Here is a 20,072-nt window from a genome sequence, read left to right as displayed (position 1 = left end):
CCAACACCGAGGGGGGCTTAGCACCATGAGCCAGGACTCCACCGCACCGGAGGTCGCACGGAAGCTGTCCGGGCGCCGCCGTCGCGAAGTCGTCGCGGTGCTGCTGTTCAGCGGCGGCCCCATCTTCGAGAGTTCCATCCCGCTCTCCGTGTTCGGCATCGACCGGCAGGACGCCGGGGTGCCCCGCTACCGGCTGCTCGTCTGCGCGGGCGAGGAGGGTCCCCTGCGGACCACGGGCGGGCTCGAACTCACCGCGCCGTACGGCCTGGAGGCGATCGGCCGCGCCGGGACGGTCGTCGTCCCCGCCTGGCGCTCGATCACCTCGCCGCCGCCGCCGGAGGCCCTGGAGGCCCTCCGCAGGGCGCACGAGGAAGGGGCCAGGATCGTCGGCCTGTGCACCGGGGCCTTCGTCCTCGCCGCTGCCGGCCTGCTCGACGGCCGCCCGGCGACCACGCACTGGATGTACGCGCCGACGCTCGCCAAGCGCTACCCGTCGGTCCACGTGGACCCGCGGGAGCTCTTCGTCGACGACGGGGACGTGCTCACCTCCGCCGGCACCGCGGCCGGAATCGATCTCTGTCTGCACATCGTGCGGACCGACCACGGCACCGAGGCCGCCGGCGCGCTGGCGCGCCGGCTGGTCGTCCCGCCGCGGCGCAGCGGCGGTCAGGAGCGCTACCTCGACAGGTCTTTACCCGAGGAGATCGGCTCCGACCCGCTCGCCGAGGTCGTGGCCTGGGCGCTGGAGCACCTCCACGAGCAGTTCGACGTGGAGACCCTGGCGGCCCGTGCGTACATGTCGCGGCGGACCTTCGACCGCCGCTTCCGCTCGCTGACCGGCTCCGCGCCGCTCCAGTGGCTGATCACCCAGCGGGTGCTCCAGGCGCAGCGGCTCCTGGAGACCTCGGACTACTCGGTGGACGAGGTCGCGGGGCGCTGCGGCTTCCGCTCGCCGGTGGCGCTGCGCGGCCACTTCCGGCGGCAGCTGGGCTCCTCGCCGGCCGCCTACCGGGCGGCGTACCGGGCCCGGCGGCCGCAGAGCGAGCCGGTGACGGCGGTTCTGGAGCCGGCGGTGCCCGCGCAGGTGGCGGCGGGAATCCGCCGTCCCGGCGGTCACCTGGAGCCGGGCAAGCCGCACGGCGACGCCTACTCGCCGGGCCGGGCCGCGCTCCCGGGCCAGCGGAGCGCGCCGTAGCGGCGACGAGGACTGCGCCGCCACAAGCGGCGTGACGCGGTACCGGCGGGCGTCCGGGGGCACCTCCCCCGGGCGCCCGCGGGCCTGTCCTGCTGGCGCCCACCGGGATCGCGCCCCCGCACTTCGCGCCCAGGGCGTGTTTCGCAAGTAGCGCCGTCCGCCCGAAGGGCGGGCCCCGCGGCGTCTGGTGCGTGCGATCGCAAGGCGGAGGGTCGTCCTCGTACCGGGCGTACTCGGACGATCCCGACAACGCGGCGAGCGTGCGTGCCAGGCGTCGCGGGGCAGGCGGGACTTTCGAAACACGCCCTAAGGTAGGACGCATGAACGATCGCATGGTGTGGATCGACTGCGAGATGACCGGGCTCTCGCTGACGGACGACGCACTCATCGAGGTGGCCGCGCTGGTCACCGACTCGGAACTGAACGTGCTCGGCGAAGGCGTGGACATCGTGATCCGCCCTCCGGACCGCGCCCTGGAGACCATGCCGGAGATCGTGCGCCAGATGCACACGGCCTCCGGGCTGCTCGACGCGCTGGCCGGGGGCACCACGCTGGCCGACGCGGAGGCGCAGGTCCTGGCGTACATCCGGGAGCACGTGAAGGAGCCCGGCAAGGCTCCTCTGTGCGGGAACTCGGTCTCCACCGACCGCGGCTTCCTCGCCCGGGACATGCCCGCCCTGGAGAAGCACCTGCACTACCGGATCGTCGATGTCTCCTCGGTCAAGGAACTGGCGCGCCGCTGGTACCCGAGGGCGTACTTCAACAGTCCGGAGAAGAACGGCAACCACCGGGCGCTCGCCGACATCCGCGAGTCCATCGCCGAGCTCCGCTACTACCGGGAGGCGGTCTTCGTCCCGCAGCCCGGTCCCGACTCGGAGACCGCGAAGGAGATCGCGGCCCGGCACGTCGTCCCGGCGGAGTAGCCACCGTCCGGAAGGCCCGCTCGCGCACCCGGGGAAAACGTGTGCGCGAGCACCCCTCGGAACCCTGTAGACTTCTTCTCGGCCGGTCGGGGAAACCTTCGGGAAAACCGCCGGTCATGGTGGGTATAGCTCAGCTGGTAGAGCACCTGGTTGTGGTCCAGGATGTCGCGGGTTCGAGTCCCGTTACTCACCCTGATGGTCGAGGCCCCGGTTCGGAAGAACCGGGGCCTCGGTCGTTTTCGCGTGCCCGCTAGGGACGGAGGGGCGCGGCCGTGGTCAGCCGGCGGAGCACCGGGCACCTCCGAGAGTGAAGGCCGCGGGCACGGGGTTGGTGCCGGTCCAGCCGCCGGTGAAGCCGAAGGAGGCGGAACCGCCGGGGGCGACGGTGCCGTTCCAGGCGGCGTTCCTCGCGGTGACGCCGGTGCCGGTCTGGCCGGCGGTGGCGTTCCACATCTGGCCGACGGTCTGCCCGGCGGCGAAGGTCCAGCCCAGGTTCCAGCCGTTCCAGGCGGTGGTGGAGGTGTTGGTCACGGTGACGTCGGCCTGGAAGCCGCCCTGCCACTGGTTCACGACCTCGTACGTGACCTCGCAGGCGCCCGCGGGCGGGGTGCCCGGGTCGGTGCCGCCGTCGCCTCCCCCGTCGCCGCCGCCGGTCTCGCTCGTGTCGCCGTAGAGGATGCCGCGCCCGTTGGTGGCGACGTACACCCGGCCGTAGACGCGCGGGTCGCCGGTGATGGTGGCGCCGGTCCAGCCCCACTGGTGGGCGTCGTCGTTGACCCGGACCCAGGTGGCGCCGGCGTCGGTGGAGCGGAAGATGCCGCGGACGCCGCCGATCTTCGCGCTGGAGTAGAGCGCGGGGTAGGCCGCGTTCGGGGCGGCCTTGCCGAAGCCGATCGCGTCGGCCTGGTCGACGCCGGGGAGGCGGGTGAAGGTGGCGCCGCCGTCGGTGGAGTGCCACAGGCCGTACGCGGTGCCGGGGGCGCCGCCGGCGAGCCAGATGTCGCCCTTCCTCCCGGGGACGGCCTTGAAGCGGACGTCGCCCTCGGCGGGCAGTCCGGTGGCCCTGGCGGTGAAGGTGAGGCCGCCGTCGGTGGAGGCGTAGAAGGTGCCGCCCTCGAAGCCGTAGAAGGTCTTCGGGTCGACCCGGTCGGACTCGACGGTCGCGCCGGCCGGGATGCCGGTGGCGGCGGTCCACGAGGTGCCGTGGCCGGTGGTGGCGTGGACGCCGGCGGTGCCGTCGGGGCTCCAGACGAAGCGGCCGCCGTCGGCTGCCGCGGCGACCGTGCCGCCGCCGGTGACGCCGGCGGGTTCCTGCCCGGCGAACCAGTTCGCGCCGTTGTCGGTGGAGAAGGCGATCCGGGGTCCGCCGTCGAGTTGGCCGGAGCGGACGAGCGTGTCCGGGGCGGTCTCGGCGTAGTCGAGGCTGGTGGTGGAGGTGAAGTTCGGGGAGGTGAACATCATCGGCGGGACGGCGCCGAGGTCGGTGTGGCGGAAGCCGCCGATGTCGCCGAGCGCGCTGATCAGCGGGGCGCCGGAGGGCGGCGAGACGAGGTCGAGGACGGCGGTCTCCTCCAGGCCCTTCACCATCGGCCGGATGGTGAACTCCGCGTCCCTGTCCCACCGGGTGAGCTCGGTGGTGCCGTAGACCGTGGCACCGGTGCCGTACAGCATGCGGTCCGAGTCGAAGGGGTCGATCTCCAGGGCCTCGGTCATCCAGCCGAGTTTGGGCGTCCGCTCGGGCGGGGTGGGGGTGGCGCCCCAGGTCAGCCAGGGCACGGAGGAGACGTCCATCGTGTAGCGGTCGGTCCGGTCCGGGTACGAGGAGTAGTCCCAGGCCCGGGTCCAGGTGGAGCCGGAGTCGGTGGAGCGGAAGATCTGGGTGTCGGGCCACCAGGAGCTGTAGGCGGAGACCATGACCGTGCCGGGGCGCTGCCGGTCGAGGGTGAGGCCGCTGAAGCCGTGGTAGGTGTCGGCCTCGGCGACGGGGCTGATGTTCTTCCACTCGCCGGTGGCCGTCGCGTACCGCCAGACCTGGCCCTTGCCGCCGTCGTACGGGCCCGCGGTGTCGCTGTAGGCGAGGTAGAGGTATCCGTTCCCGGCGTCGAGGACGCCCTTGTGGGCGAGGTAGCCGGTGGGCTGGCCGGCCAGGCGGGTCCAGGTGGCGCCGGCGTCGGTGGAGCGGTAGACGGCGTTCTGCTTGTCGCCGACGCCGACGTAGATCGTCTTCGTGGTGGTGGCTCCGGCGCCGGTCCCGCTGCCGGTGGACTCGTCGAAGGTGACCCAGACGATGCCCTGCTCGTCGGAGTTGTAGCCGCTGGTGTCGCTCGGGTCCTGCTGGTATCCCCCGGGGTTGGTGAAGGAGGTGACCTTCGACCAGGTGGCGCCGGAGTCGGTGGAGCGCCACAGGCCGTTGCCGCTGGGGGCGCCGAGGTAGAGGACGCTGTTCCTGTGCGGGTCGACGGCGAGGCGTTCGCCCATGCCCCGGCCGGGCATGTTGCCGCCGAGCTTGAAGGGGAGGTCGGCGCGCTGCCAGGTGGCGCCCCGGTCGGCGGAGCGCAGGACGGCGCCCGAGCCGGGGTCCCAGTCGTTGGTGTACGTGCCGACGGCGGCGTACACCCGGTCCGGGTCGGCCGAGTCGGAGGCGAGGGAGACGACACCGGTGTGGCCCCAGTCGTCCCAGCCGATGTGGTCGAGGAGCGGGACCCAGGCGGAGCCTGCCTGGTCCCAGCGGTAGGCGCCGCCGATGTCGGTGCGGGCGTAGAGGAGGTTCTTCTCGGTCCGGTTGAAGACCAGGCCGGGGACGAAGCCGCCGCCGTCGATCCGAACGTTCTTCCAGGTGTACGAGGGCGCCGCGGCGGTCCGGGCCGGGGCGGCGTCGGCCGGGGCGGGCTCGGCGGCGCCGGCCGGCAGGGCCCCCGCGAGGAGCCCGGCCGTGAGGGCCAGCCCCGCGAGCCCGGCGAGGAGTCGTGGTCTGCGCATGGGTATCCCGTCGGGAGGTGAGGTGGGAGAGGATGCATGGGAGCGCTCCCACTATCTGGTCGCCGTCAGAACACGGTCAAGACACGGAACCCGTCGAAGACGTTCGACGATCCCGTCCGCCCTGTCCGCCGAACGGGTGAGGACCGCCCCGCCCCCGGTGCCGCCCCGCGGGCCGCCCCGCCCCCGCCGCCTACGGTCGGGGTCCATGGGGTGGAGGACCGCGACACGACCACGGGGGCGCCGCCGGCGGGCCCTCGCCCTGCTGCTCGCCGCCGCTCTCCTCGGCGGCTGCGCCACCGACCCGCCGGTGCCGCCGGCGGCCGGCTCCGCAGAGGCCGTGGACGGCTCCGGGCGCCCGGTGACGCTGACCGTCGGCGTCTACGGCACCTTCGGCCTCAAGGAGGCCGGGCTCTACGACACGTACATGCGGCTCCACCCGGACATCGCGATCCGGCAGACCTCCCTCGCCCGCGCCGACGTCTACTACCCGCAGCTGCTCACCCACCTCACGGCCGGCGCCGGCCTCGCCGACGTCCAGGCGGTCGAGGTCGGCAACATCGCGGAGGTCGTCGACACCCAGGCCGGGCGGCTCGTCGACCTGGCGCACGCGCCCGGCGTGGAGGAGAGCGCCTTCCTGCCGTGGAAGTGGGCGCAGGCGCGGACGGAGGACGGGCGGGTGCTGGGGCTCGGCACCGACATCGGGCCGCTCGCCGTCTGCTACCGCAAGGACCACTTCGCCGCCGCCGGGCTGCCCACCGACCGGGAGGAGCTGGGCCGGCTGTGGGCCGGGGACTGGCGGAAGTACCTGGAGGCGGGCCGCCGGTTCGCCGAACGGGCCCCGGAGGGGGTGGCGTTCACCGACTCCGCGTCGGGGGTGATGGCGGCCGTGATCTCGGGGGCGAGGCTGCGCTACTACGACGCCGAGGGACGGCTCGTGGTGGCGGTCAACCCGGCCGTACGGGCCGCCTGGGACCTCGGCGCGGAGTTCGCGGAGCACGGACTGACGGCCAGGCTCCAGCAGTTCACCCCCGACTGGGACCAGGGCTTCGCGCACGGGCGGTTCGCCTCGATCGCCTGCCCGGCGTGGATGCTCGGCTACATCCAGGACAAGGGCGGCCCGGGCGGCGAGGGGAAGTGGGACATCGCGAAGGCGCCCCGGCCGGGGAACTGGGGCGGCTCCTTCCTGGTCGTCCCGGCGGCCGGGAGGCATGTCGAGGAGGCGGCGCGGCTGGCGGCCTGGCTGACCGCGCCGGAGCAGCAGGCGGTGCTCTTCGAGCGGCGCGGCAGCTTCCCGAGCGCCGAGGCCGCGTTCGGTCTGCCGCAGGTGCGGGATGCCCGGCATCCGTACTTCGGCGACGCGCCGGTGGGCCGGATCTACTCGGCGGCGGCCATGGGGGTGCCGGTGGCGCCGGTCGGGCCGAAGGACGGGCTGGTGAACCAGATCCTGTCCGACACCGGGATGCTCCAGGTCGACCAGACGGGCCGGTCGCCGGAGTCGGCGTGGCGGGCGGCGATGAAGGCCATCGACAACGCGCTGGACCGGTGAGGTGGAGGGGATGGCGGAGGACGTGACGGGCCGGACCGGCGGGGCGGCCGGGGTGGCGCGGGCCGGGGTGGAGGGCCCGGGCGGCGGGCCGGAGGGGCGGGCGGGTGCGAGCGGCACCGGGGAGCTCGTGGCACGGGCGCTGCCCCTGATCGTGCCTGGCTCCCCCGGACGCCCGGGGGCGGCGCGGCGGGAGCGGCTGGGCCGGCTGCGGTCGCGGGCGGCGCCGTACGTGCTGGTCGCCCCCTTCTTCCTGCTGTTCGGGGCGTTCGGGCTGTTCCCGCTGGCGGCGACGGCGTGGACCTCGCTCTTCCGGGTGGAGCTGACGGCGCCGGAGGCCCGGGAGTGGGTGGGCCTGCACAACTACGCGCGGCTGCTCTCCGACGACTTCTTCTGGAACGCGCTGGCGAACACGGTGGTGATCGGGGTGCTGGCGACGGTGCCTCAGCTGCTGCTCGCGCTGGGCGCGGCGCACCTGCTGGACGCGCGGCTGCGCGGGCGGCTCTTCTTCCGGGTGGCGGCGCTGGCCCCGTACGCGACCTCGGTGGCGGCGGCGACGCTGGTCTTCGCGCTCTTCTACGGGCGCGACCAGGGGATGGTGAACTGGGCGGCCGGGCTGGTCGGGCTGGATCCGGTGGACTGGCAGAACGGGCCGTGGGCCTCGAAGTTCGCGGTGGCGTCGATCGTGGTCTGGCGCTGGACCGGCTACAACGCGCTGATCTATCTGGCGGCGATGCAGACGATCCCGCACGAGCTGTACGAGGCGGCGGCGCTGGACGGGGCCTCGCGGTGGCGGCGGTTCTGGCACGTGACGCTGCCGGGGCTGCGGCCGGCGCTGGCCTTCACGGGTCTGGTGTCGACGATCGGGGCCGTGCAGCTCTTCGGCGAGCCGCTGCTCTTCAGCAGCGGGGCGGGCGCGTCGGGCGGCGCCGACCACCAGTACCAGACGCTGGGTCTCTATCTGTACGAGCAGGGCTGGGTGAACCTGCATCTGGGGCGGGCGGCGGCGATCGCCTGGGCGATGCTGCTGATCCTGGTGGTGGTCCTCGGGCTGGTGCGGCTGGCCGGCGGGAAGGGCGGGCGGCGGTGACGGGGCGGACGGGTCCGGAGTCGTACGAGCGGGGCGGGTGGGGTACGTATCTGCTCCTCGTCCTGTTCACGGCGGTGTCCGTCTTCCCGCTGCTGTGGACGGCGGTGGCCGCCTCGCGGACGAGCGGGCGGCTGGCGGAGAGCCCGCCGCCGTTCTGGTTCGGGCGGAACCTGGGGCGGAACCTGTCGGTGGCCTGGGGCGAGGGCGGGATGGGCGAGGCGCTGGCCAACACCGCGATCGTGGCGGGGGCGGTGGCGACCGGGACGGTGCTCTTCTCGACGCTGGCCGGTTTCGCCTTCGCCCGGCTGCGGTTCCGCTTCCGGGGGCCGCTGCTGCTCCTGGTGGGGGCGACGCTGCTGGTGCCGCCGCAGCTCGGGGTCGTCCCGCTCTATCTGCTGATCGCCCGGCTGGGCTGGACGGACCAGCTCCAGGCGGTGGTGCTGCCCTCGCTGGTCTCCGCCTTCGGCGTCTTCTACATGCGCCAGCACCTGCTGGGCGCGCTGCCACCGGAGCTCCTGGAGGCGGCGCGGATGGACGGGGCGGGGACGCTGCGGGTGGTGTGGCACCTGGTGCTGCCGGCGGCGCGGCCGGCGATGGCGGTGCTGGGGATGCTGTCGTTCGTGGCGGCGTGGAACGACTTCTTCTGGCCGGTCCTCGCGCTGACCCAGACGGGCAGTCCGACGGTGCAGGTGGCGCTGACCGGTCTGGGGCGGGGTTACGTGCCGGACACCTCGGTGGTGATGGCGGGGGCACTGCTCGGGACGCTCCCGCTGCTCGTCGTGCTCGCGCTGTTCGGGCGGCAGATCGTGGGCGGGGTGATGCGGGGTGCGGTGAAGGGGTGAAGGGGTGACCGGGGGTGGGGGGCTGGGGCGAGGGCCCGGGCGGCGGGGGCCCGGGGCCGAGGGCGTTCACCCGGACGGGTGTGGCGGTCCCGCTCCGGTGATCTTCCGCTGTTAGCGTCACCTTATGTCCGCTATGAACGGTTTGCTCTTTATGTGGGCGGGGTGAGGCCGGATGGGAGTCCTGCGCGACCATCCCGAACTCGCCCTCTTCCTCTGCCTCGCCGCGGGGTACCTCGTCGGCAAGCTCCGGGTCGGCCCCATCACGCTCGGCGGCATCTGCGGGACGCTGATCGTCTCGCTGCTCATGGGCGCCTGGGCGAAGGTGACCGTCTCCGACGACGTCAAGACGATCTTCTTCGCGCTCTTCATCTTCTCGCTCGGCTATCTGGCCGGCCCCCAGTTCTTCGCCAACCTCAACCGGAAGAGCCTGCGCTTCTTCACCCTCTGCCTGATCGAGGTCGTCTGCGTCGTCGGCATCGCGCTCGGCCTCGCCAAGGCGTTCGACCTGGACGTCGGCACCGCCGCCGGCATCCTGGCCGGCGCCGCCACCGAGTCCGCGGTCGTCGGCACCGCCACCGAGGCCATCGGCAAGCTCTCCGACCTGACGCAGGAGCAGATCACCCAGTACCAGGGCCACGTGGCCACCGCGTACACGGTCTGCTATCTCTTCGGCCTCATCACCATCGTGATCTACACCAGCCAGATCATGCCGATGCTGCTGCGGATCAACCTCCGCGACGCCTCCCGCGAGCTGTGGGAGAAGCTGCGCGGCTCCGGCGGCGGTCTGGAGTCCGACGAGCGCGAGGCGCTGCCCGGCATGGTCGGCCGCACCTTCCTCGTCACCCTCGCCGACGGCGCCAAGGTGTCCGACCTGGAGCGGCGGTTCGGCAACCGGGTCACCGTCGAGGCGTTGAAGCGGGGCAGCCGGATCCTCACCCCTCCCCCGCCCGACTTCGAGCTGACCCTCTCCGACCTCGTCCTCGCCGTCGGCAGGCGCGCCAACATCATCGAGGCGGGGCGGCAGATCGGTCCCGAGACCCCGGCCGTGCCCGGCCTCGACACCCCGCTCGCCACCCAGCAGGTCTCCCTCACCGACAGGACGGCGGACGGCAAGTCCCTGGACCGGCTGACCACCGAGCACCCGGAGATCGCCTCCGGCGGCGTCTACGTCACGGACGTGCTGCGGGGCGAGGCGCATCTGCCCGCCACGCCGGAGACCGTCGTCCACCGCGGTGACGTGCTCACTCTGGTGGGCGCCCGCTCCTCGCTCGGCAGGCTGGCCTCCAAGGTCGGCGCGATCGTCAAGAACGACTCCACCGACTTCATCTACCTGGGCCTCGGCATCGCCTGCGGCTCGCTCCTCGGCCAGGTCGTGGTGAAGTTCGGCGACGTCCCCATGTCCCTGGGCACCGGCGGCGGCTGCCTCATCTCCGGTCTGCTCTTCGGCTGGTTCCGCTCCCGCACCCAGACCTTCGGCGCCTTCCCGCCGCAGGCCGCCACCACCCTCAAGGACATGGGCCTGGCCATCTTCATCGCCTGCACCGGCCTGGTCTCCGGCCCGCAGGCGGGACCCCTGCTCAAGGAGTACGGGGTGCTGCTGCCGTTCGCGGGCATCGCCATGGTCCTCGTCCCGGCGACGATCTCGCTGATCGTCGGCCGCAAGCTGCTGAAGATCGAGAGTCCGCTGCTGATCGGCGCCATCGCGGGCCAGCAGTGCTCGACCCCGGCGATCACCTCGATCACCCAGGTCGCGCAGAGCTCCGTCCCGATGCTCGGCTACACGGTCACGTACACCCTCTCCAACTTCCTGCTCCCCCTGACCGGTCCCCTCCTGGTCGGCATCCTCGGAGCCTGAGAGGCGGCGCCCCACCCATGATCGACTTCCTGAACCGGAACATCTTCCAGCCCCACCCCGAGCTGCTGATCTTCATCACCGTCGCCCTCGGCTTCCTCATCGGGAAGCTCCGCTACCGGGCGATCGCGCTCGGCGCCGTCACCGGCTGCCTCGTCGCGGGCCTGCTGCTCGGCGCCCAGTTCAAGATCACCATCGACGCGACGGTGAAGAACCTCTTCTTCACCCTCTTCCTCTTCGCCCTCGGCTACAAGGTCGGCCCCCAGTTCTTCCGCGGCCTCAAGAAGGACGGGCTGCCGCAGGTCGTCAACGCGGTCATCGTCTGCGTCACCGGCCTGCTGGTCTCCTGGGGCTTCGCCGTCATGCTCGGGTACGGCCCCGGGCTCTCCGCCGGCCTGCTCGGCGGCGCCCTCACCCAGTCCGCCGTCATCGGCGTCGCCCAGGACGCCATCGGCAACCTCCCGGGCCTGAGCGCCGACCAGATGAAGACCGAGGAGAACCTCGTCGCCATCGGGTACGCGGTCACCTACCCGCTCGGCACGATCCTCTGCGCCATCCTCCTCGCCAACATCCTCCCCCGCCTCTACAAGCGGGACCTCGCCGCCGAGTCCGCGCAGCTCGCCAAGGAGCTGGACGCCCCCGGCGACAACCCGGACCTCGCCGAGGGCTACTACGAGGTCGTCCTCCGCGCGTACACGATCGTGCGGCCCGACCTCGTGGGCCGCACGATCGACGACTTCGAGAACCAGCAGAAGGCCCTCGGCCACCGCATCTACCTCACCCGGGTGCGGCGCGACGGCACGGTCCTCCCCCACGACCAGGCCACCGTGCTCCACGAGGGCGACACCGTCGCCGTCTCCGCCCTGCGCGGCTCCCTCGTCGACTTCGACGCCCGCACCCACATCGGCCCCGAGACCGACGACGTCGAACTCCTCGGCTACGAGACGGAGACGCTGCACGTCGTCGCCTCCGACAAGGCCCAGCTCGGCAAGACCGTCGCCGAGCTGCGCCGCGAGCCCTTCATGGTCGGCGTCTACATCGACAGGATCTACCGCTCCGGCGCCGAGTTCCCCTATCGCCTCTCCACGAAGCTGGAGCGCGGCGACACCGTGGTCCTCACCGGCCCTAAGCGGCTCGTGGACCCGGCGGGCGGGGCGATCGGCAAGCCCGTGCCGACCTCCTTCGCCACCGACATGCTCTGGGTCGGCCTCGGCGTCTTCCTCGGCGGCTGCGTCGGCATCCCGGCGCTCACCGTCTCCGGCGTGCCGATCTCGCTGTCGACCTCCGGCGGCGCGCTGATCATGGGCCTGGTCTTCGGCTGGATCCGCGGCAAGTACCCGACGTACGGCAACGTGCCGCCGGGCGCCCAGTGGTTCATGGACACCTTCGGGCTGTGCGCCTTCGTCGCCGTGGTCGGCATCAACGCGGGCCCCAGCTTCACCAGCGGCCTGTCCACGGCCGGCTGGGGGCTGCTCCTGTGGGGCGCGGTCGCCACCCTGATCCCGCTCGTCGTCGGCTTCCTCGTCGGCCACTACGTCCAGAAGATCCGCTTCCCGATCCTGATGGGCGTCCTGGCCGGCGGCCAGACCACGACCGCGGCGATCGGCGCGATCAACGAACAGTCCAGGTCGCAGATCCCCACGCTCGGTTACACGATCCCCTACGCGGTGGGCAACGTGCTGCTGACCATCTGGGGCGCCGTGATCGTCATCCTCAACCACTGACCGCCGCACCTAAGGACACGCCATGCCCAGGACCAGCTTCACCCGCGAGGAGATCAAGTCCTTCGCCCAGCTCTCGCCGTTCGAGCTGAAGGACAAGTTCATCACCATCGCCCAGCACGCCCAGGCCGACCAGCCGGGCCAGAAGGGCAAGTCCTCGGTCCAGATGCTCAACGCGGGCCGCGGCAACCCGAACTGGACCGCCACCAGCCCCCGCGAGGCCTTCCACGCCCTCGGCTACTTCGCGCTCTCCGAGTCCCGCCGGGTGTGGACCGCCGACGACCTCGGCGGCATGCCCGAACTCATGGGCTCCGGCGCCCGCTTCGACACCTTCGTACGGCAGCACCCCGACCTGCCCGGCATCGAACTGCTCCAGAAGTCGGTCGAGTACGCCGTCGAGCGCTTCGGCTTCGACAAGGACGCCTTCGTCCACGAGCTCACCGACAGCTCGATCGGCGACAACTACCCGGTGCCGGACCGGATCCTCACCCACACCGAACAGGTCGTCCGCGGCTACGTCGACGACGAGATGTTCGACGGCCGGCCGCCCGCCGGGAACGTCTCCTACTTCGCCACCGAGGGCGGCACCGCCGCCATGTGCTACATCTTCGACTCCCTGATGAAGAACGGGATCCTGAAGAAGGGCGACCGGATCGCCCTGATGGTGCCGGTCTTCACCCCGTACATCGAGATCCCCGAGCTCGACACGTACGAGTTCGACGTCGTCCACGTCAACGCCTCCCTCTTCACCGAGACCGGCGTCCGCGAGTGGCGCTACCCGACGGAGGAGGTCGCCAAGCTGGAGGACCCCTCGATCAAGCTGCTGTGCCTGGTCAACCCCTCCAACCCGCCCTCCCTGGCGCTCAGTCAGAGGGTCGCGAACCAGCTCAAGGAGATCGTCGCCGAGAAGAACCCGAACCTGGTGATCGTCACCGACGACGTCTACGGCACCTTCGTCCCCGGCTTCCGCTCGATCGCCGCCGACCTCCCGCACAACACCCTGCTCGTCTACTCCTACTCGAAGCACTACGGCGCCACGGGCTGGCGGCTCGGCGTCATCGGCCTCAACGACGACAACGTCATCGACCGGATGCTCGCCGACCTGCCGGCCGACGGGAAGGAGCGGCTGGACAAGCGGTACGGGACGCTGTCCCTGGAGCCGCAGAAGATCCGGTTCATCGACCGGCTGGTCGCGGACTCCCGGCAGGTCGCCCTCAACCACACCGCGGGCCTGTCGCTGCCGCAGCAGGTCATGATGACGCTCTTCTCGCTCTTCGACATGCTCCCCGAGGGGCAGGCGTACAAGGAGCGGCTGCGGGCGATCGTGAACCAGCGGCTGGACCTGCTCCTCGAAGGCGCCCAGATGAAGATCGCCGACGACGACAAGCGGGCCGGCTACTACATCGAGCTGGACCTCCTCGCGGAGGCCGAACGCGTCCACGGCGAGGACTTCGCCGACTTCCTGGAGAAGAACTACGAGCCCGTCGACCCGCTGTTCCGGCTCGCCGAGCACACCGGAGTCGTCCTCCTCAACGGCGGCGGCTTCGACGGCCCCGAGTGGTCCGTCCGGGTCTCCCTCGCCAACCTGGACGACCTCGACTACCTGAAGATCGGCCACCACCTGCGGGCGATCTTCGACGACTACGCGGAGGAGTGGAAGACCTCCCGGGGCGCCTGACCGCACACGGAAGCGTGCCCCGGCCGGGGGTGGGGTGTCTCCGGGCCGGGGCACGCGGTGTGGGGGGAGAGGGGTGGCTCTACCGGTAGGCGGCGAACGCCTTCGTGAACGCCAGCGGCTGCTGGAGGATCGAGGAGCAGGTGGCGTCGGCGTGGTTCACGGCGCCGGCCGCGCACTGCTTGTCCCGGGTCGAGGACCACATCGAGAGCCAGCCGATCCCCTTGGACTGCGCGAAGTCGACCAGCTGGGTGGCGTCGGCGACCGTGAAGACCTCGCTGACGACGTCGTTGACGCCGATCATCGGGGTGACCGCGACGGCCTTCCAGGCGGCCGCGTCGGAGAGCCCGAGGACGCCCTTGAGCTGGGCCTGGGTCGCGGTCGCGGCCTGGACGGCGTAGGTGCCCATGTCGGCGCTGTAGGCCGGACCGTAGTCCATCGCCATGATGTTGACCGCGTCGATCCGTACGCCGTTCCGCTTCGCGTCGGCGAGCAGGCTCACCCCGGGCTGGGTCAGGCCCTCGGGCATCACCGGCAGGGTGAAGGAGACGTTCAGGCCGGGGTGGCTCCTCTGGAGCTGGGCGATCGCCTGCGCGCGGCGGGTGTTGGCCGCCGTGTCCGGCAGGGCGGCGCCCTCGACGTCGAAGTCGACCTTGGTGAGCTTGTAGTGGTCGACGACCTTCCCGTACGCCTTCGCCAGGTCGGCGGAGCTCGCGCAGTTCAGCGCCAGCTCGTGCCCCGCGGCGCCGCCGAAGGAGACCCGCACATCACCGCCCCTGGCGCGGAGGGCGCCGATCTGGGCGGCCACCCGGTCGTTCGCGAGCTCGGTGACCCCGCCCCAGAGCGGGGCGCAGGAGCCGCCGGAGGTGATGAAGGCGAGGTTGAACTCCTTCACGCCGGTCGCGTCGGCGGTGGCGAGGAGGTCGTACGCCGGGTGGAGGGAGGTGTCGACGTAGGGGGCGTACTTGGCGGCGGTGACGGGGGTGCCGGTGGAGGTCGGCGCCTGAGTGGGGGTCGGCGTGGGGGTGGGCGTCCGGGTCGGGGTCGGGGTGGGCTTCGGGGGTGCGGTGGTGGGCGTCGCCGTGGCCGTGGGGGTCGGCTTGGCCGTGGCGGTGGGCTTCGGGCTCGCGGTGGCGGTCGGCGTGGGGGTGGTGGGCCGGTCCGTGGGGCGGCCGCTGGGGGTGGGGGCGGGGCCGCCGGCCGAGCAGGCGGACCGGTTGATCAGGCAGCCGGCGGGGTCCCCGGCCTGTCCGGCCGCCGAGGTCACGAAACCGACGGTGACGGACGTGCCGGGGGCGAGCTGCCGGTTCCAGCTCGCGGGCTTCACGGTGACGTGGCGGCCCGAGACGGTGTGGTCACCGTTCCACAGGGAGCCGATCACGGTCCCGGCGGGCAGATCGAACTCCAGCGTCCAGTCGGACTGGACCGTGGAGGTCTCGTTGGTGATCACGTACTGACCGGTGTAACCGCCGGTCCAGGAGGACGTCCTGATGTAGGCGGCGCCGACGGCGGCGGCCTGGGCGGTGCCGGTGAGGGCGAAGACCGTGCCCCCGGCGACCGCGGCGGCCACGACCGCGCCGAGGGCCTTGGTGCGGCCGCTCGTCCGGCGCCGGTGCGCGTTGCTGCCGTTGCTGCCCATGCGTGCTGCCTCCGTGGTGACCGGGGTGGGGGTGGGAAGCACGCTAGCTCTCCGGAAGGAGACAAATGCCTTGCGAGGAGCCAGGGTTGGGATTCTTAGGGTCCGCTTAAGGGAGGCATCGGAACCACGAAAGGTTCAGCGCCGTCCGGCCTTGCGGCGGCGGGCCGGGCGGTGCGCGCGGCGGCCCTCGGAGCCGCCGGGGCGGTGCGCGCCGAGCCCGATCCAGATGCGGACCTCCGTGCCGCCGAGGACCGAGTGCCCGATCCGGACGTCGCCGCCGGTGGACTCGGCCATGCGGCGCACGATGTCGAGGCCGAGACCCGTGGAGCCGGCCCGGGTGCCGCTGTTGCCGCGGGTGAGCGCCGCGTCCGGGTCGGCGATGCCGGGGCCGGCGTCCGAGACGAGGACGATGACCGCGTCCTCGCCGTTGTGGACGTCGACGGAGAAGGCGGTGCCCTCCGGGGTGTGCCGGAAGACGTTGCCGAGCAGGGCGTCGAGGGCGGCGACGAGTTCGGGGCGCGCCACCGGGATCCGTACCGGGCGCTCCACCCCGGCCAGCCGGACGAGCCGCCCCTCGTCCTCGGCCAGCGCGGACCAGAACTCCATGCGTTCGCGCACCACTTCGGCGGCGTCGCAGCCCGCTCCGGGGCCGGTCGGCGGGGTGGTCTGCGGCTTGGCCTCGCGGGCGGTGCGGATGATGGTGTCCACCTCCCGCTCCAGCTGCTCGACGGCGGCCCGGGTCTGGTCGGCGGCGGGCCCGGAGCCGAGGGAGGCGGCGTTGAGGCGGAGCACGGTGAGCGGGGTGCGGAGCCGGTGGGAGAGGTCGGCGGCGAGCTCGCGCTCGTTGGCGAGGAGTTGCACGACCTGATCGGCCATCGAGTTGAAGGCGACGGCGGCCGACTTGAGTTCGGGCGGGCCCTCCTCGGCGACCCGGACGCCGAGCCGGCCCTCGCCGAGCTCGTGGGCGGCGCCCGCGAGGCGCTGGGCGGGGCGGACCATGCGGACGCCGAGCCGGTCGGCGACGGCGAGGGAGCCGACGATCAGGGCGACGCCGACGCCGGCGAGGACGAGCCAGGCGGTGGCGACGCCGTTGGTGACCTCCCCCTCGGGGACGAAGAGTTCGACGACCGCGACCCGGCCGGAGCTGAGCGCGGTGGGCTGGAGCAGGGCGTAGCCGCCGGGGACCTCGGCGATGGAGGCGCGGCCGAGGGTGCGGGTGGCGGCCAGTTCGTCGGCGCGGGCCCTGCGGGTCCCGATCTCCAGGGCCTGGCCGTCCGGGCCGACGGGCGGGACGTGCACGGCGAGCCGGCCGGTGGCGCCGTCCTCGGTGGTGGCGACGGCCTTCTCCAGCTCCACCCGGTCGGTGGTGATGGCGAGGACCGGGGCGAGCCCGGCGGCGCGCCGCTCGGCGTTGGAGAACGCCCGGTCGCGGGCCATCTCCTTGACGACGAGGCCGAGCGGTACGGCGAAGGCGATGACGACCATGGCGGTGACGGCGAGCGACACCTTGACGAGGGCCCATCTCACGGCCGGCGCTCCCGTCTCACGGCTGCTGCTCCCGCGGCGGTTCCAGCTTCACGCCGACACCGCGCAGGGTGTGGAGGTAGCGGGGACGGGCGGCCGTCTCGCCCAGCTTCCGCCGCAGCCACGACAGGTGCACGTCGATGGTCTGGTCGTCGCCGTAGGACTGCTGCCACACCTCGGCGAGCAGCTCCTTGCGCGGGACGACCACGCCGGGGCGGCCGGCGAGGAAGGCGAGCAGGTCGAACTCGCGCCGGGTCAGGTCGAGCGGGACGCCGTCCAGTTCGGCCTGGCGGCGCAGCGGGTCGATGGCGAGCCCGCCGACCCTGATCTCGGTCGTCGGCGCGGGCTCGCCGGAGACGGCCCGGGCGCGGCGGAGCACGGCGGCCATCCGGGCGGTGAGGTGCTCGACGGAGAACGGCTTGACGAGGTAGTCGTCGGCGCCGGCGTGCAGCAGCCGGACGATCTCCGCCTCGTCGTCCCGGGCCGTCGCGATGATCACCGGTACGTCGGTGATGCCGCGCAGCATCTTCAGCGCCTCGGACCCGTCCAGGTCGGGCAGACCGAGGTCGAGGACGACCACGTCGAAGCGGAAATGGGCGACCTCGCGCAGCGCCTCCAGGGCCGTGCCGACGCTCCGTACGGTGTAGGAGGCTTCCGTCAGCTGCCGGATGAGGGCGGAGCGCACGAACTGGTCGTCCTCGACCACGAGCACACTTGCCATGGGCCGCACCGTACGCCATTCGGGCGACACGTCGGTCACCCCGTACCTCCTGCGACGCGCCGGCCCGGGGTGGTGCAGTATGACCCGGATGCGAAGAGGACTCGTTCACGCCCTGGCCTGGTCGCTCGCCACCGGCGCGGCGGTCACGTTCTCCTGGTGGGGGGTGCACACGGTGCTGTCCGGCACGGTCTACGACCCGCCGCGCGCCCTGCCGCTGCCCGTCGGCACCCCGGTCGACCTGGTCCCGGCCGAGACCGCGATCGGCGACCCGGTGACGTCCTCGACCCGCCGCCCCGGGACCACTCCTCCCGCCACCACTCCCCCGGCCACCGCGTCCACGCCGTCCGCGCCCACGCCGACCGGCCCGGATCCGACGCCCACCACCCCGCCGGCGAGCCCGCCGCGCACCGAGCCGCGGACCACGCCCGCGCCGACCACGGTGCCGCCGCCTCCGGCCGGGTCCTCCTCGGGGGTGAAGAGCTATCCGGTGGACGGCGGGCGGGTCACCTTCGACCTGGGCGAGAGCTCCGCCGAGCTGGTCTCGGCGACCCCGGCATCGGGCTGGCAGATGCAGGTGTGGAAGCAGACGACCTGGATCCGGGTGACCTTCACGCGGGGCGACCGGGAGCTGTCGGTGTTCTGCCTCTGGCACGACTCGGCGCCCCGTGTGCAGATCGAGGAGCGCGCGGTCTGACCGGTCGCCGCGCCCGTCCGGCCCTCCGTGTCAGCGGAAGACGGACGGCGGGGGCGCGGGGGAGCTCTTCGCCGTCGCGTCGGTGACGGGGACGGCGCCGCCGGTGAAGTCGGCGAGGGGGCGGCCGTGTTCGACGCGGCCGGGGTGCGGATCGGTGGCGACCCTGCGGGTCAGCTCGGCGACGGGGAGCGGCCGGTCGGAGGCGACCAGGACCGCGTTGCCGAAGCGGCGGCCGCGGAGCACGGTCGGGTCGGCGATGAGGGCCAGCTCGGGGAAGACGGCCTCGGCGGTGGCGATCTGGCCGCGGAGGTGGGCGAGCGGCGGCCCGTCGGCGAGGTTGGCGGCGTACGTCCCTCCGGGTCGCAGCGCGCGGCGCACCTCGTCCAGGAACTCGGTGCTGGTGAGGTGGGCGGGGGTGCGGGCGCCCCGGAAGACGTCGGCGATGATCAGGTCGGCCCAGCCGTCCGGGACCTTGGCGAGTCCGGCGCGGGCGTCGGTGGCGCGGACCCGGATCCGGGCGCCGGGGTCGAGCGGCAGGGCGCGGCGGACGAGGCGGACGAGGGGTTCGTCGATCTCGACGACCTGCTGGGTGGAGCGGGGCCGGGTCGCGGCGACGTACCGGGCGAGGGTGAAGGCGCCGCCGCCCAGGTGCACGGCCTGGAGGGGGCGGCCGGGCGGGGCGGCGAGGTCGGCGACGTGGCCGAGGCGCCGCTGGTACTCGAAGGTGAGGGCGGCGGGGTCGTCGAGGTCCACGTGGGACTGCGGGGCGCCGTCGACGAGCAGCGTCCAGGCGCGGGGGCGGTCGCGGTCGGGTATCAGTTCGGCGAGCCCGCCGTCGACGGTCTCGGAGACGGCGTCGGCCGCCGCCCGCTCGCGCTGCTTGTTCCTGGCCATCCGTCCATTATCGGCCGGTCGGCCGGGAGGTCCTGCTCAGTGACAGCCGTCGGCCGCCTCGATGAGGCGGGCCGCCTCGCCGAGGGCGCGGCGCAGGTCGGCGGGGTCGGTGACGGGGTCGGTGTCGCCGGGGGGCAGCAGCCAGCCGGCCGGGCGGGGGGCGTCCCCCGAGGGCTCGGGCAGCGCGGGGAGTTCGGGGAGGCGCAGCCCGCGGCCGGAGGTGCGGGTGCAGGCGCTGCCGGGGAGGTCCCAGGCGGCGGCGGTGCCGGGCGGGACGAGGAAGCCGAGGGTGTCGCAGGCGCCGTCGTGGAGCACGGGGCCGACGGCGGGGACACCGCGGCGGCGGAGGATGTCGACGGCCTCCAGCCCCTGCCGGGCGGGCACGGTCACCAGGTCGCAGGGCTCGTCGGCCCCGGCGACGGTGACGACCGGCGCGCTCGTCACGGTCGCCACGACCGTCGCGGCCTGCACCGACGGGGTCGGCACGGTGGTCGCGGTCGTGGTGGTCGGCACGGTCGCCCTGGGTGTCACGGTCGTCTCGAAAGGCGCGGCGTTCTCGGACATGGACCCCTCCTCGCTTCCCAGAGGAGACACGTTCCGTCTCTCCCATACGGTTCAACGCCCGTGCGCGTCAACGGCTACGGCGGCACGCCGCCGCAAAGGATGGCAGTTCATGGCAGATCGCAGGCGAGATATCCGATTTGTAGCCAAACTCTGCGTAGGCATCCGGTCACAGCAGGTACGTTCTTGCCGCCGGAACACCCGGCAGCACCAGGAGAG

15 protein-coding genes and 1 tRNA gene are annotated in these 20,072 nt (G+C 72.9%); 10 read left to right on the top strand and 6 right to left on the bottom strand.

Going from position 1 to position 20,072, the window contains the following annotated elements; translation table 11 throughout:
- Positions 1-25 precede the first annotated feature (25 nt).
- The 3 genes from ACFYT9_RS00765 to ACFYT9_RS00755 all read left to right on the top strand — a co-directional run bounded on the left by ACFYT9_RS00765 (position 26) and on the right by ACFYT9_RS00755 (position 2,310).
- Entirely contained in the window at positions 26-1,195 is a 1,170-nt protein-coding gene (locus ACFYT9_RS00765) for a helix-turn-helix domain-containing protein (protein ID WP_387271726.1), read from the top strand.
- 320 nt (positions 1,196-1,515) lie between these two features.
- The gene (orn, locus tag ACFYT9_RS00760) at positions 1,516-2,118 is read left to right on the top strand and encodes an oligoribonuclease (RefSeq protein WP_376597028.1); all 603 of its coding nucleotides are present in this window, start codon (positions 1,516-1,518) and stop codon (positions 2,116-2,118) included.
- A gap of 119 nt (positions 2,119-2,237) precedes the next feature.
- Positions 2,238-2,310 (top strand) — tRNA-His (locus tag ACFYT9_RS00755).
- An 84-nt stretch (positions 2,311-2,394) separates the two neighbouring features.
- Here ACFYT9_RS00755 and ACFYT9_RS00750 read toward each other — a convergent pair.
- Positions 2,395-5,097, bottom strand: a complete 2,703-nt coding sequence (locus tag ACFYT9_RS00750) for a cellulose binding domain-containing protein (RefSeq protein WP_389160064.1) — start codon at positions 5,095-5,097, stop codon at positions 2,395-2,397.
- Between the two features lie 205 nt (positions 5,098-5,302).
- Between ACFYT9_RS00750 and ACFYT9_RS00745 the strand changes: the two genes are divergently transcribed.
- From ACFYT9_RS00745 to ACFYT9_RS00720, 6 genes are all read left to right on the top strand, one after another.
- Positions 5,303-6,643: an ABC transporter substrate-binding protein gene (locus tag ACFYT9_RS00745; RefSeq protein ID WP_389160062.1), complete on the top strand. Its 1,341-nt coding sequence runs from the start codon at positions 5,303-5,305 to the stop codon at positions 6,641-6,643.
- A gap of 10 nt (positions 6,644-6,653) precedes the next feature.
- Positions 6,654-7,730, top strand: a complete 1,077-nt coding sequence (locus ACFYT9_RS00740) for a carbohydrate ABC transporter permease (RefSeq protein ID WP_389160061.1) — start codon at positions 6,654-6,656, stop codon at positions 7,728-7,730.
- Positions 7,727-8,572 (top strand): carbohydrate ABC transporter permease, encoded by an 846-nt coding sequence (locus tag ACFYT9_RS00735; protein WP_389160059.1) that lies wholly within the window; start codon positions 7,727-7,729, stop codon positions 8,570-8,572. Before ACFYT9_RS00740 ends, ACFYT9_RS00735 begins: the two co-directional genes overlap by 4 nt.
- Before the next feature lie 172 nt (positions 8,573-8,744).
- The gene (gene aspT, locus ACFYT9_RS00730) at positions 8,745-10,427 is read left to right on the top strand and encodes an aspartate-alanine antiporter (RefSeq protein ID WP_389160058.1); all 1,683 of its coding nucleotides are present in this window, start codon (positions 8,745-8,747) and stop codon (positions 10,425-10,427) included.
- A 17-nt stretch (positions 10,428-10,444) separates the two neighbouring features.
- Entirely contained in the window at positions 10,445-12,148 is a 1,704-nt protein-coding gene (gene aspT, locus ACFYT9_RS00725; RefSeq protein WP_389160056.1) for an aspartate-alanine antiporter, read from the top strand.
- Positions 12,149-12,170: 22 nt separating this feature from the next.
- Entirely contained in the window at positions 12,171-13,823 is a 1,653-nt protein-coding gene (locus tag ACFYT9_RS00720) for a bifunctional aspartate transaminase/aspartate 4-decarboxylase (protein ID WP_389160054.1), read from the top strand.
- Positions 13,824-13,902: 79 nt separating this feature from the next.
- On the opposite strand, the gene ACFYT9_RS00715 is transcribed toward ACFYT9_RS00720, so the two are convergent.
- From ACFYT9_RS00715 to ACFYT9_RS00705, 3 genes are all read right to left on the bottom strand, one after another.
- Positions 13,903-15,459 carry a cellulose binding domain-containing protein gene (locus ACFYT9_RS00715; RefSeq protein ID WP_389160598.1) on the bottom strand — a complete coding sequence of 519 codons (1,557 nt, stop codon included), beginning with the start codon at positions 15,457-15,459 and terminating at the stop codon, positions 13,903-13,905.
- 135 nt (positions 15,460-15,594) lie between these two features.
- A complete protein-coding gene (locus ACFYT9_RS00710) occupies positions 15,595-16,986 on the bottom strand; it encodes a sensor histidine kinase (RefSeq protein ID WP_389160053.1) in 1,392 nt (463 codons plus the stop codon).
- Positions 16,987-17,002: 16 nt separating this feature from the next.
- Positions 17,003-17,704 (bottom strand): response regulator transcription factor, encoded by a 702-nt coding sequence (locus ACFYT9_RS00705; RefSeq protein ID WP_376597014.1) that lies wholly within the window; start codon positions 17,702-17,704, stop codon positions 17,003-17,005.
- 79 nt (positions 17,705-17,783) lie between these two features.
- Between ACFYT9_RS00705 and ACFYT9_RS00700 the strand changes: the two genes are divergently transcribed.
- Positions 17,784-18,398, top strand: coding sequence for a hypothetical protein (locus ACFYT9_RS00700; protein ID WP_389160052.1), 615 nt, complete (start codon positions 17,784-17,786; stop codon positions 18,396-18,398).
- A 30-nt stretch (positions 18,399-18,428) separates the two neighbouring features.
- On the opposite strand, the gene ACFYT9_RS00695 is transcribed toward ACFYT9_RS00700, so the two are convergent.
- Positions 18,429-19,292, bottom strand: coding sequence for a spermidine synthase (locus tag ACFYT9_RS00695; RefSeq protein ID WP_389160050.1), 864 nt, complete (start codon positions 19,290-19,292; stop codon positions 18,429-18,431).
- 36 nt (positions 19,293-19,328) lie between these two features.
- Positions 19,329-19,856 (bottom strand): hypothetical protein, encoded by a 528-nt coding sequence (locus ACFYT9_RS00690; RefSeq protein ID WP_389160048.1) that lies wholly within the window; start codon positions 19,854-19,856, stop codon positions 19,329-19,331.
- Between the last annotated feature and the right edge of the window lie 216 nt (positions 19,857-20,072).

It is taken from the genome of Streptomyces sp. NPDC004435, from assembly GCF_042873895.1.
Classification (GTDB): Bacteria; Actinomycetota; Actinomycetes; order Streptomycetales; family Streptomycetaceae; genus Streptomyces.
This window is presented reverse-complemented; position numbering and strand designations above follow the sequence as displayed.

Bases quoted from the DNA above. Each gene is read 5' to 3' on its own strand.
- ACFYT9_RS00695 (WP_389160050.1), bottom strand. From the start codon at position 19,292: ATGGCCAGGAACAAGCAGCGCGAGCGGGCGGCGGCCGACGCCGTCTCC.
- aspT (WP_389160056.1), top strand. From the start codon at position 10,445: ATGATCGACTTCCTGAACCGGAACATCTTCCAGCCCCACCCCGAGCTG.
- aspT (WP_389160058.1), top strand. From the start codon at position 8,745: ATGGGAGTCCTGCGCGACCATCCCGAACTCGCCCTCTTCCTCTGCCTC.
- ACFYT9_RS00715 (WP_389160598.1), bottom strand. From the start codon at position 15,459: ATGGGCAGCAACGGCAGCAACGCGCACCGGCGCCGGACGAGCGGCCGC.
- ACFYT9_RS00745 (WP_389160062.1), top strand. From the start codon at position 5,303: ATGGGGTGGAGGACCGCGACACGACCACGGGGGCGCCGCCGGCGGGCC.
- ACFYT9_RS00765 (WP_387271726.1), top strand. From the start codon at position 26: ATGAGCCAGGACTCCACCGCACCGGAGGTCGCACGGAAGCTGTCCGGG.
- ACFYT9_RS00690 (WP_389160048.1), bottom strand. From the start codon at position 19,856: ATGTCCGAGAACGCCGCGCCTTTCGAGACGACCGTGACACCCAGGGCG.
- orn (WP_376597028.1), top strand. From the start codon at position 1,516: ATGAACGATCGCATGGTGTGGATCGACTGCGAGATGACCGGGCTCTCG.
- ACFYT9_RS00700 (WP_389160052.1), top strand. From the start codon at position 17,784: ATGACCCGGATGCGAAGAGGACTCGTTCACGCCCTGGCCTGGTCGCTC.
- ACFYT9_RS00720 (WP_389160054.1), top strand. From the start codon at position 12,171: ATGCCCAGGACCAGCTTCACCCGCGAGGAGATCAAGTCCTTCGCCCAG.
- ACFYT9_RS00750 (WP_389160064.1), bottom strand. From the start codon at position 5,097: ATGCGCAGACCACGACTCCTCGCCGGGCTCGCGGGGCTGGCCCTCACG.
- ACFYT9_RS00740 (WP_389160061.1), top strand. From the start codon at position 6,654: ATGGCGGAGGACGTGACGGGCCGGACCGGCGGGGCGGCCGGGGTGGCG.
- ACFYT9_RS00705 (WP_376597014.1), bottom strand. From the start codon at position 17,704: ATGGCAAGTGTGCTCGTGGTCGAGGACGACCAGTTCGTGCGCTCCGCC.